The organism is Undibacterium sp. 5I2, assembly GCF_035019605.1.
Taxonomy (GTDB): domain Bacteria; phylum Pseudomonadota; class Gammaproteobacteria; order Burkholderiales; family Burkholderiaceae_D; genus Undibacterium.
Genome location: NZ_JASJVS010000050.1, coordinates 1 through 12069 on the forward strand (window position 1 = coordinate 1; position 12069 = coordinate 12069).

Consider the following 12069-nt stretch of genomic DNA (forward strand, 5'->3'; position numbering starts at 1 on the left):
AGCGACCCGATGGGAGGGGATGCAAACCCCTTCCAGAGGCTTTTCCATCGTCGCTTGCGACGATCCATTTAGTTGTTTGCGCAAAAGAAGCGCTGTTACTTGCCCTTGTAAATACCGGCTTCGAGTATCACATCGCCGGCCAGGAAAATATAAGTCGACTTATTTTCGAGCTGCTTGCTAACCGGATTGTTGTAGCGGTAATCGACCCAACCCTTGCCCTTGGCTTTGGCCAAGGCAAGAATTTCTTTGCGATACAGCTTGCCATCGGCGTCTGGCAAATCCAGCATGTTTTTACCGACCAATTTAGGATTGACCGGATGGGCTAAGATAGGGCCATCGATGGCGCGCACATACAGATAAATATCGCCGTTGATAAATTCGGGATTTTTTTCTGAAATGGTTTTGATCAAGGCATCTTTACCATTTTTTTGCAAATAGCTGTTTCCCTTTTCAACCATCGCGACCGCATCAGCCTTGTTATCGGCAGCATGGACGAATGGCAAAGCAGTGAGTGACAGCGCGAATAGCAGGCAATGTGGGAATTTCATGCGTTGGACTCCGGAAAGTGAATGGAGGACTAATCATCCCATACTGCCATGTTGAACACTATAAGCATTAACCACAGTGTGCACATTTTGCAAAAAACATACCGGCTCAGCGGCGCGCATGCGGCAATGCAGAAAATTATTTCTCGCTTTGCTGTACCGCAATTTGATGCACTGCCGGCACCGGCCAGCCGGCTTCGGCGTAGGCGGCGACGATGGCTTTATTGGTATCGAAATACACTTGCCAGTAATCTTTGTTGCTGCAATACGGACGCAAAGTGATCAGCGTACCGGCCGGATTGAATTCCAGAATTTCCACCGTCGGTGCCGGACTGACGGCAATATTATTGACGGTGGCGAGGTGACGTTTCAAGGTGTCGATGGCTTGCTGCGGCACGACACCATTGGCGATCTGGCATTTCAAATCGACTCGGCGCAGCGGATTGGCGGAGTAATTGATGATGTTGTCGGCAAAAATTTTGTTATTCCCTACATACACGCGCAAATTATCACCGGTATTGATGGTGGTAGCGAACAAGCCGATTTCCGTGACTTCACCGGTTTGACCACCGGCGCTGATGGCGTCGCCGACTTTGAATGGGCGCAGGATGACAAGGAAAATGCCGGCCGCAAAATTGGCTAACAAACCCGACCACGCCACGCCGATGGCAACACCGCCGGCTGCGATCAAGGCCGCGAACGAGGTAGTTTGTATGCCGCAGACATCGAGTATCGCCATGACCAAGGCGATCCGCAAGGCCACGTTAAGGGTAGACTTGCCGTAGTTGACCAAGGTTGGATCAACCTTGCGCGCCGCCATCGCACGACCGAGCAAATTGACCAGCAAGTTGATCAGCATGCCGCCTATGATCCAAATGGCCAGGGCGGCGAGAATTTTGATTCCGAATGGAATCAGATAAGTATTGAACAATTGTTCTAAATTAATATTGGGCATGGCTATCCTCGGCTGAACTGAAAAGTGATCGTTAATCATTCATCAATATCGGGTTTCGTGGATAAATTGTCAATGATGAAAATGTAAGAATTTGACAAATAGTGGCGCTGCGGCGGTTCCGAGTTGTGGTTTTAGTCGGCATCATCAAAAATCTGACCAGGGTTTGAAACCCCGGCCTTCAGAGGCTGTCGCAAAAGGGTATTGAGTCGGTATCATTACCTCAACTGGTGGCGACCTCATTCCTGCGCGCTTTTGGCAGGAATCCAGCGGCGTTCGTGCTTAACTGAAAATGCCAGATATGATCGTGTTTTCAGTGCTGAAAACGACACTGGGTTCCCGCCAAAAGCATGCGGGAATGACGAGGCTGCGGCATGCGGGAATGACGAGGCTGCGGCATGCGGGAATGATAAAGCTGTGCCGGGGGCCACGGCTCACTGCGTCAAATGCTTACGAATCGCAAAACTCAGTGCATCGACGACTGCCACTAACAGCAGCATGGCGAGAATGACACTGGCCGCAGTTGGCATTTGAAATAAAGATAAATGGTACTTCAGCATCTGCCCCAAACCGCCAGCGCCGACCACGCCCAGAATCGCGGCGGCGCGGATATTATTTTCCCAACGGTACAGGGTGTAAGACAGCATTTGTGGCAAAGCTTGCGGCAGGCTGGCATACAAGAAGGCTTGCGTTGCCGAGGCACCGTTGAGGCGCAGACTGGTGGCACAGGCCGGTGGCAGATTTTCTAAAGTTTCGGCAAACAAGCGGCCGAGTACGCCGCTGGTATGCGCCGCCAAAGCGATGGTGCCGGCAAACGGGCCAAGCCCGGCGGCGATGAGCATGATGGAAGCCCATACCAATTCTGGGACGGCGCGCAAAATATTGAGCAGCAAGCGCGTCGATGCTCTGGCCAGTGGGCCGAAGCGGCCACTGGCTGGCAGCGCTAGTAACAGCCCGAACACGGTGGCCAGCGCCGTCCCGAGCGCCGACATGGCCAGGGTTTCCAGCGTAGCGAAGCCGATTTTTCTTAGCAGCGCAGGGGTCAGATCGGGTGGCATGAAACCATGCAAAAATTCGCTGGCGCTGCGTACTGCCTCAGCGCTCAGCAGCGTGCGCCATTCGAGTTGCAAGCTGATGAAGCTGGCAGCGACCAGCAATATCGCGGCCACCCATAACAGCATGCCGCGCAGGCTCAGCAGCGGCGGGGCCGTTGGCATGGAGTTGCTCGCGCTCATGCCAAACCCTTGCGCAAAGCTTGGCTCAGTGCATCGGCAGCGGCCACCAGCAGCACGAAGACGATTAACATGGTCGACACTTCGGCACCGGCCAGCATTTTCATCGATTCATCCATGCGCTGGCCGAGTCCGCCGGCACCGACAAAGCCCATCACGACTGAGCCGCGGATCGCGCATTCCCAGCGGTACAAGGTATACGACACCAGTTCCGAGGCGGCATCGGGCAAGCTGCCGAAACAAAATGCCGCCAGCCGCGAGCTGCCGTTTTCCAGTAAAGTACGGCAGGTCGTCGGATCGCTGGCTTCGATGATTTCGGCATACACTTTACCCAGCATGCCGCAGTAAGTCAGTGCAATCGCTAACACTCCGGCGGTCGGACCGAGGCCGATGATGCGTACCAACAGCAGAGCCCAGACTAATTCCGGCACACTGCGCAAGAATACCAATAGCCAGCGCACCGCTTGACGCACGGCCAGCGAAGAATGGCGCATGCGGCCGCCGCCCAAGCGCGAGATCGATAATTGTTGATTGACGATGAGCGTCATCGGCAGCGCGCCCAGTATCGCCAGCGTCATGCCGGCAGTGGCCATGGCGATGGTTTGCCAAGTCGCGCTGGCGACGATGGCGAGAAACTCGGCCGAATGTTCGGGTGGGAAAAAATGACTGAGAAAACCAGCCGTGGCACGCAGGCTTTGGGCATCGAGCAGTATCCACGGTTGAAATTCGCTCAGCTGGGCCAGTGGCCACAGCAATAGCAATGCTAACAAACTGTACATGACCCGGCCGCGCCACGCCGGATCACGTGCCAAGCTGGCCGGAAACCCTGGTGTGTTGCTGCTCATAGCTGTGCTGCTACGGTCGACTGGGCATTGCGATACAGTTCGGCGATCATGTGGTCGCTGACTTCGCGGCTATCGAATAAAATTTTCCCGTCACGCAAACCGATGAGACGGTCAAAGCAACTGCGTGCCAGATCCACATTGTGCAAACTGCAGATCAGGGTGGCCTGACGTTGCCGGGCTTCTTGCTGCAAAGTGGCGAGCGTTTGCTGTGCCAAGGTCGGGTCGAGTGCCGACAGCGGCTCATCGACCAGTAGCAAGCTCGCGTCCGACAGTAACAGCCGCGCCAAACCACAGCGTTGCCGCTCGCCGCCCGAGAGTTGATCTACGCGCGCATAGAGCTTATGTTCGAGATGAAAGCGTGCCAGCGCTTGCCAAGCCGCGCGCGGATCTTGTGGGCGGATCAGATTACGCAGCGCCTGCAGCAGCGACCAGTGCGGCAAACGGCCAGCCAAGACGGTAGTGATGACGCGCTGACGCGCCGGTAAGGGCGCTGTTTGCGGGGCCAGGAACAAGTGCCGACGCCAGCGATGGCGTGCGCTTTCAGATAATTGCCAAGGGTCTTGCTGGCCGACGAACAAATGTCCGCTGCTCGGTCGCAGCGCGCCGGCAAGGGTATGCAAGAGCGTGGTTTTGCCGGCCCCGGACGGGCCAATCAGAGCGATCTGCTCACCCGCCGGGATCTCGATATTAAGATCGCGTAAGGCATACTGCGGCACGCCGGTACCGGGATGGCGCACCGCTAGCTGCTGTAGAGACAGCGCTGCCGGCATTACTTGAGTAAGCCAGCGTTGTGGGCGGCGGCTTCGATGGCAGCATAATTTTCTGCCTTGGTCGGGATGAAACGCGCGGTTCTTTGCAAATCGAGAATTTCTTTATCCTGCGGATTGGCGGCGTTGAGCGACAAGAAAGCATCGCTGAGTTTTTTACGCAAATCGGCTGGCATATCGGCGCGTACCGACCAGTTGTAGTCAAAGTAGCCAGGCGTGGTGTAAAACACGCGCACCAGAGTGGTATCGACTTTGTTTTGCGCGAGTAATTTTTCCCATACTGAAATATTCAAAGCACCGGCATCCACCTTGCCACCGGCAACCGCTGCCACGGTGGCATCGTGCGCACCGGAAAACGCGACGCGTTTGAGATCGGTATCAGGATTGATCTTGGCCGCTAACAAGTAAGAGCGCGGCATCAAATGACCGGAAGTGGAGGATTCAGAACCGAAGGTAAAGGTTTTACCTTTCAGATCTTCGAGTTTTTGTATGTCTTTTTTTGTCGTGATGAAAACCGATTTGAATTTTTCGTCTTCTTCACGCTGCACCAGCGGAATGACTTGATCTTTGCTGCGCACTTTGGCTTGAATGAAGGTGAAGCCGCCGAACCACGCCAAGTCTATCTTTTTATTGATCAGTCCTTCTACACAAGCAGCGTAGTCAGTCACGGGAATGAATTCAATCTTCATGCCCAGCTTTTTCTCCAGATACGCGCCCAGCGGTTTGAACTTACGTTGCAATTCAGTCGGTGCTTCGTCGGGGATCGCCGACACGCGCAATACGGTCGGTGCAGCGGCGGCCTGTTGGGCCATACTCAGTTGCGGCAGCGTGGAAAGTCCCAGTGCGGCGGCGGTCAACAGCAGTTGCAGGCGGCGGCGTGCGGAAAAGTGATAGGACATGGCGTGGAATCTCGATCAATAGAGGTGGAAAGGACGGTGCTGTGGTCAGGCTGGTGTCGTCGGCTTGTCAAGCTTGTGCTCCGGCAGAGGCAGATAGTAACAGCGGTTGCGGCCGTTGCGCTTTGCTTCGTACAGCGCGGCATCGGCGGTACGTAGCAAGGAGTGTGGGTCTTTGGCTTCGGCTTTGGTGTAGGTGGAAAAACCGACACTGATGGAAAGTCGTTGTACGATGCGCGACATAGCATGCGGGATACTCAAATCCCAAATCGCCAAGCGTAGTTTTTCGGCGAATTGCTCGGCCATCAACTGGCTCATATTCGGTAGCAATAGAATGAATTCTTCGCCACCGAAACGTGCCGCTACATCACTGGCACGCTGTAATTGCGCCTTGAGTGCGCTGGCCACAGCGACCAGCGCCTTATCGCCTTCGACGTGGCCGTAGTGATCATTGTATTCTTTGAAAAAATCGATATCGACCATGAAGATCGACAGGGGCGTATTGCTGCGTATGCCGGTGGCGAGTGCCATTTTGAAATGTTCATCGAAGAAGCGGCGATTGTAAATGCCGGTCAAACTGTCTGTGGTGGCTTCTTTTTTGAGTACTTCTGAATGCGAACGCAGAATTTTTTCACGTTTGATTGAGGTACTGGCATCGGTGATCTGTATCAGGCAACAACGCCGGCCATCGAGCGTGAGGGGCGTCAGTGTGATCGACTGGTGCAGGCGCTTCTTGTCGTGCAATTCCTCATCGCGCGGGTAAAACGGCAGCGGCGAGCGATGTAAGGCATTCGACAGCATCACTGGTAAGCCGTATTTGAGCGTGCTGGCGACAGCATTGGCGAAGGCCGGGCTCGGCGCTTCTGCGAAGGCTGCGCTCAGTAATTTTCCCAAGGCCTGCACCGTGCTGATATCGCTGTGTTTTTCAACCCAAGTATTCCAAAGTATCACGCGTTGCGATTCATCGACCACGATCAAGCCCAAGTTGATCGTATTGAAAATTTCTGCCATCAGGGCAGGCGATGAGGGCAACGCGACCGGCATCAGATTTCTCCTAAAAAGCGATCGATCTGGGTAACCAAGTCTTGCAGCGAGGTAGAACTGAGCAAGAACACCAGATGTCCTTCGGAACGCCGTTTTTCTATCGCCAAATCGATGTGCAACAACAGCAGATACGCTTCATCGTCGGCATGGCCGACGCGGCGGAAAATTTCTTCCATGGTCGCCAGACCGTAGTCGGGCAGCGAGCAATTGAGCGGAATATTGAGCATATCGGCCATCGCCGAGAGGCAGGCATTGAGAATGATATTACCGAGCTCGCACATGGCTTCCTGTTCGAATTCAGCCAAGTCTTCGATGCTGATTTGCGAACCCATCATGTCGCGCACGATTTCCAGCGCATGGTCTTCGGTAAACAGCAAAATAGCCTCGGCTTCGAACGCGCCGCTGAAGGTTTGATGAACCGCGCCGTAGCGCTCACTCTTCATACCCATGACGTCGTTGTCTACTTCGGAAAACTTGCGCACTTCCACCGAGGGCACCGACAGCTTTACTTCGTCGCCGACGATTTCCGACAAACTGGCGGCGGCACGGCCGGCCCCGACATTGAATACTTCGCTCAAGGCATCAAGATGCAGTTCGCTGAGTGCGATCATGGTTCTCTCTTAAAATAATTCAAGACGATGGCAATCGATTTTTCGGTGACCGGTTTGGCGACAAAAATAGCACCGAGCGTGGTGGCGCGAGTTTGCATGGTATCTTGCACATTAGCAGAAAAAATCGCAATCCGGATATGTGGATGGGCCAGCAGAATTTGTTCGGCCGCATCGGTGCCCAGCATACCCGGCATATTAATATCCATGGTACAAAAATCGGGGTGGGCTTCGTCAACCATCTTGATCGCATCTTCGCCGCAACCGGCTTCGATGTATTCCCATTCGGGATGGACGGCTTTGAGATGGGCGCGTATGACCATGCGCGAAACTTTACTGTCGTCAACAATCAATATTTTTTTTGTCATTATCAGGATTCAGCACTGCTTAAATGTAGGGCGGTAGGTGTTTGTGTGATGCCAGCGTGATGCCGACCGGAAAACATTTTACCTTACTCTGTATTCTTATTTCTAGTGAGGATGTTCAATTAATGTTTCTTCAGCTTACGCCATAAGGTGGTACGGCTGATCCCCAGAAAGGCCGCGGCGGCTTCGCGGTTGTGATTGAAGTTGTGCATTACTTGCTCTACGGAAATCTCCTCCTGTTTAATGACGGCCGCTGGAGCTGGTGCGATCGCCAAATTGCCCGTGGTGGTGATTTCTGGTAACACTTTTTGCAAAAAAGCCGGGCTCAGCGCTTGCAGTGGTTCATCCGCCAGAAACAAGCTCAGGCGTTCCATCATATTGCGCAATTCGCGCACGTTGCCGGGCCAATCGTAGCGACATAACAGACCGTAGCAACTGCTGATTTCGGCGTGCAGGCTGGCATGCGGGCGCAGCGCCAGCGCCGCCAAACCATGCTTGAGATACCATTCGGCCAGGGGCATGATATCGTCGCGGCGCTGGCGCAAGGCCGGCAAGTTCAAACGCAGCACGGCCAAGCGGTAAAACAAGTCGGCCCGGAATTGCCCGCTCTCGCGGCGCGCATCGAGATCGCAATGGGTGGCGCTGATGATGCGCACATCGACTGGAATCGGCCGAATTCCGCCTACCCGCACCACTTCTTTTTCTTCCAGCACGCGCAACAAGCGGGTTTGCAGCGGCAGTGGCATTTCGCCTATCTCGTCAAGAAACAGCGTGCCGCGGTGGGCCGCTTCAAACAGACCGGCATGGCCACCGCGGCGCGAACCGGTGAAGGCACCATCTTCATAGCCGAATAATTCCGATTCCAGCAGCGATTCGGCGATGGCACCGCAATTAATTGCGACAAATGGCTGGCGTGCCCGTGCGCTTTCACGGTGAATCGCTTGCGCCGCCAATTCCTTGCCGCTACCGGTTTCTCCTTGCAACAGCACGGCGGCCGGTGAACGCGCAAACAGACTCAGCGTGCGGCGTACTGTTTGCATGGCCTCGGAATCGCCACGCAAATCGTGCAAGCCATGCTTGGCGCGTAACGAGGCCGCCGCCGGATGTTGACGGCCGCGGGTCGATTCCAAGCGCGTTAAATGGGCGATTTCTATCGCATCATCGAAGGCCAGCCGTATCGAGCTGGCCGAATACAGAAAAATTCCGGTCAGACCGGCTTCTTCTGCCAGATCGGTGATCAGACCGGCACCAACGATGGCGCGCACGCCGGCAGCCTTGAGTTCGCTGATCTGGGCGCGTGCATCTTCCTCGGTTACATAGGTGCGTTGCGCCAGCTTGAAGCCGAAGGTGGTTTTGAATTCAGCCAGCTCCGGCAGGGTTTCCTGATAGGTGATCAAGCCGATTTCCGGCGTGACTTTGCGCGCTCGTGCCAAGGCTTGCATGACGTCGAAGCCGCTGGCTTTGGCGATGACCACCGGTACCGGCAAGCGGCACTTCAGGTAGGCACCGTTGGAGCCGGCTGCAATCACGGCATCGCAGCGTTCATGCGCCAGTCGGGTGCGAATATGCTCGACCGCTTGTTCAAAGCCCATTTGCAGCGGAATGATTTCGGCCTGACCATCATATTCGAGCATGATGTCGCGAAACATGTCGAACAGACGGGAAATTGATACCGTCCAGATGACTGGACGATCAGGCGTGTCACGGGTGTGAACGGGAGGTGTCATGTTGTTTCACAGTGAGGCGGAAATGTTTCATCATCAATCAGATGCACTGATTATGAAACATTTCCGCTCACTTGTGCAGGGCATTCCTATACTGCGGCCGGCCGGCACTTGTCTCCTTAAGCCATCAGCGCTGCCGTCAGCGAGCGCAATTCCTCATCCGATTCTTCGAGTATGCTGTTCAAGGTGCCGTCACCAACGACAAAGTCGATTTCGGAGCTGAAGCGTTCCGATTCCGAATACGAATTGAAATCGAGTGGTGACTGGGTACGCGCCAGCTCATTGGCCAGCAGAATCGTATCGCCCAGCGTTTCCGGCGGCATCGCGCGCAAACCGAACCACAGCGCTTCCAGTGCTACCACCACCGCCTGTGGTAATTGCAGATTCTTGATCACGGCGCGGCCGATGATGGATTCCGTGCTTTCGATATCGACTATGGTGTCGGCGAATTCCGGCAAATCTTCGCTGATCTCCGCCGGCTGCTCCGGTTCCAGTAAAGCGGGGAATTCTTCGGCGCGCGAGAGCAGATAAAAATTGCCGACTTCATGCACAATGCCGGAAAACATCGCCGTATCGGGGTCGAGTCGCGTGATACGACGCGCGATCACTTGCGAGAGCGCCGCCACCTGGGCCGTATGCTCCCACAATTTTTGGGTCATGGCGACGATGGCCGGTTCTTTGCTGGTGCCGGCCAGTTGGCGCACGATGATGGTGGCGACGATAGTGCGCAAGCTGCGAAAGCCGAGCCGATTGATGGCCGCTTTGACGTTGGTGACATCGCTGCCGCGGCTGTATGCCGCCGAATTGGCAATCGCCACCACGCGCGCGGCCAGCAGCGGTTCGTTCATGATCAACTTGGTGGCACTATCGACGACGCAATCGGGATCATCGAGCGCTTGCTGAATTTTCAGCGTCGCGGCGACATTGGTCGGAAACACCAAGTCACCTTGGTTGGCTTGTTCGATGATGCTTTTGAGAGCTTTAGATCGGGTCATCGCAATGGTCTACATAGGAGGAATCAAACATCACTGAGGCCGAAACCGCGCTTGAGTTGGCGTAGTGCAGCATGACGCACTGTATTGCTTTATGCACTGCATTTTGCTCGCCTTGACCGGGAAGGTCAACCGAGCATCACGAAAACTTACAATTAACGCAGGATTACGCCATGTTGCTGCCACTCATTGAGCGCGGGCAGACGCTTTTTGTGCGGCTATCCATGCCAGAATTTTGCTCTCCAGCATAGATAACGGCAGCGCACCGTCGCTCAGGATGGCGCTGTGGAAGGCGCGGATATCGAAGTTTTTACCCAATTCTTGCTCTGCTTTATGGCGCAGCTCAAGAATCTTCAAAGCGCCGATTTTATACCCGAGCGCCTGACCCGGCCATGCCATATAACGCTCGATGCACTGGCGTGCCACCGCTTCGCTGTAACCCAGGGTTTTTTGTAAATACGCGATACTTTCTTCGCGTGTCCAGCCCTTGGCATGGATGCCGGTGTCGACCACCAGACGCGTGGCGCGCAGCATCTCATCATTGAGGTGACCGAAATAAGCGGCCGGATCATCTTGATACAAGCCCATTTCATGGCCCAGTGTTTCGGCATACAAGGCCCAGCCCTCAGTATAGGCATTATTGCCGCCGAGTTTGCGGAACTGCGGCATATCCAATTCTTGCTGCAAGGCCAGGTGGAAATGGTGACCCGGTTGGCCTTCATGTAAAAAAAGTGTCGTCATGCCCACCGTGGAGTACTCGTTGGCATTGGTGATGACGGCCCAAAAAATGCCGGGGCGCGAACCATCGGGAGCCGGTGGGCTGTAATGGTCAGAGGCGGCTGCGCGGCTGATTTCCGGTTCGGCGCGAATATCGAGCGCGGCTTTCGGCATGCTGGCAAACAGCGCCGGCAACTTGGCGCGTACCTTGGCATCAATGGCGCGATAGGCGTCGAGTACCTCGGCTTCGCTTTTGTATGGGCGAAAGCCTGCTTGTTGCTCTACCCATGATGGTAAATCTTCCGGCTGGCCGTGATAACCGAGGCGTGGTCCAAGTGTTACATATTCGCTTTGTATGCGTGCTACTTCACGCAATCCGATGGCATGGATTTGTTCCGGGTTGAGCGTAGTAGTGGTTTGACTGGCGACCCAAGCGCTATACCAAGCTGTACCGCCGGGCAAGGCGCTCCAAGCGCTGCTGCTACGACTGGCGGGCAGATAGTCATGTTGCAGAAAAGCGGTGAAGTCACGCAGCGCCGGCAAGATTTGCTGCGCAATGGCATGTTCATACGCCAGGCTGAGGCGGGCTTGATCGGCCGCCGAGAAGCTGGCCGGAAAATGCAGCACCGGCGCATAGTAAGCGTGTTCACGGACATTTTCGTTCAGCAATTGCTGGAATTGCGGCAACATGGCAGTGACCAAGCTACGCGGCAAGACGATGCCGCTGCGCATCCCTTGGCGCATATTGAGCGTGGCTTGCTTCAACCATTGCGGCAATTGTTCCAGTCGGCGCAAGAAAATCTCATAGTCGGCCACCGTATTGAGCGCCTGGGCGCTCTGGCCGCTGGCAAACTGGGCCAGCGTAACTGGCACACTGTCCATTTGGTTGAGCGGCATGAGCTCGTCACGGAATGGCGCCAGCCTCAAAGTGTTACGCAATTCGTAGGCCAGCAAATCATCGCTGATTTGCTCGCTTGCATTCAGGCGCGCGCGGTTTACCGTGCGCAATTCACGCTGCAGTCGACGCAGACCGGCGACTTGTTCGGCCTTGACACCTGGATTGAGGGTTTCAGGCAAGCGATCATCGTAGCGCCGTTCTCCAGCATAGGTGGCAAACAGCGGATCGTAGCGTATTTGTTGCGCGAAATAGCGCTCGGCCAGACTTTGCAATTGACGCGCGCTACTGTTCGTCACGCTATGCTGGGCAGCATCGGCCGCCAGCGCAGTGGCGTGGCAGAGCAGGGGGGGGGCAGCGCACAGGGCGATGCCGAGCACGCCCCCTTGGCTGAATTGGCGAAAAAATTGCTGCAATGTGCGTGACTGAGCCATAGTGCCCTTGAAAAAGGAGGGGGTGCCGAAATAGCACTTACCCCGAGGACAAT

The 12069-nt window shown here is 55.3% G+C and carries 12 protein-coding genes; all 12 read right to left on the bottom strand.

Annotated features, from left to right (window positions below):
* Window positions 1-95: 95 nt before the first annotated feature.
* Window positions 96-548 carry a cache domain-containing protein gene (locus tag QN359_RS15405; RefSeq protein WP_322247759.1) on the bottom strand — a complete coding sequence of 151 codons (453 nt, stop codon included), beginning with the start codon at window positions 546-548 and terminating at the stop codon, window positions 96-98.
* 136 nt (window positions 549-684) lie between these two features.
* Window positions 685-1500: a mechanosensitive ion channel family protein gene (locus tag QN359_RS15410; protein ID WP_322247760.1), complete on the bottom strand. Its 816-nt coding sequence runs from the start codon at window positions 1498-1500 to the stop codon at window positions 685-687.
* A gap of 431 nt (window positions 1501-1931) precedes the next feature.
* Window positions 1932-2732, bottom strand: coding sequence for a phosphonate ABC transporter, permease protein PhnE (gene phnE / locus QN359_RS15415; RefSeq protein ID WP_416200179.1), 801 nt, complete (start codon window positions 2730-2732; stop codon window positions 1932-1934).
* A complete protein-coding gene (locus QN359_RS15420) occupies window positions 2729-3574 on the bottom strand; it encodes an ABC transporter permease (RefSeq protein ID WP_322247761.1) in 846 nt (281 codons plus the stop codon). The genes phnE and QN359_RS15420 overlap by 4 nt, the downstream gene beginning before the upstream one ends.
* Entirely contained in the window at window positions 3571-4344 is a 774-nt protein-coding gene (locus QN359_RS15425; RefSeq protein ID WP_322247762.1) for a phosphonate ABC transporter ATP-binding protein, read from the bottom strand. The genes QN359_RS15420 and QN359_RS15425 overlap by 4 nt, the downstream gene beginning before the upstream one ends.
* A complete protein-coding gene (locus tag QN359_RS15430) occupies window positions 4344-5240 on the bottom strand; it encodes a putative selenate ABC transporter substrate-binding protein (RefSeq protein ID WP_322247763.1) in 897 nt (298 codons plus the stop codon). Before QN359_RS15430 ends, QN359_RS15425 begins: the two co-directional genes overlap by 1 nt.
* A 45-nt stretch (window positions 5241-5285) precedes the next feature.
* Window positions 5286-6281 carry a GGDEF domain-containing protein gene (locus QN359_RS15435; RefSeq protein WP_322247764.1) on the bottom strand — a complete coding sequence of 332 codons (996 nt, stop codon included), beginning with the start codon at window positions 6279-6281 and terminating at the stop codon, window positions 5286-5288.
* Window positions 6281-6892, bottom strand: a complete 612-nt coding sequence (locus QN359_RS15440; RefSeq protein WP_322247765.1) for a chemotaxis protein CheC — start codon at window positions 6890-6892, stop codon at window positions 6281-6283. Before QN359_RS15440 ends, QN359_RS15435 begins: the two co-directional genes overlap by 1 nt.
* Entirely contained in the window at window positions 6889-7257 is a 369-nt protein-coding gene (locus QN359_RS15445) for a response regulator (protein ID WP_322247766.1), read from the bottom strand. Before QN359_RS15445 ends, QN359_RS15440 begins: the two co-directional genes overlap by 4 nt.
* A gap of 119 nt (window positions 7258-7376) precedes the next feature.
* Complete coding sequence (gene prpR, locus QN359_RS15450) at window positions 7377-8981, bottom strand: propionate catabolism operon regulatory protein PrpR (RefSeq protein WP_322247767.1); 1605 nt, start codon at window positions 8979-8981, stop codon at window positions 7377-7379.
* A gap of 116 nt (window positions 8982-9097) precedes the next feature.
* The gene (locus tag QN359_RS15455; RefSeq protein ID WP_322247768.1) at window positions 9098-9973 is read right to left on the bottom strand and encodes an HDOD domain-containing protein; all 876 of its coding nucleotides are present in this window, start codon (window positions 9971-9973) and stop codon (window positions 9098-9100) included.
* A 183-nt stretch (window positions 9974-10156) separates the two neighbouring features.
* On the bottom strand, window positions 10157-12016 hold the full coding sequence (locus QN359_RS15460) for a DUF885 domain-containing protein (RefSeq protein ID WP_322247769.1): 1860 nt from the start codon (window positions 12014-12016) through the stop codon (window positions 10157-10159).
* Window positions 12017-12069: the final 53 nt, after the last annotated feature.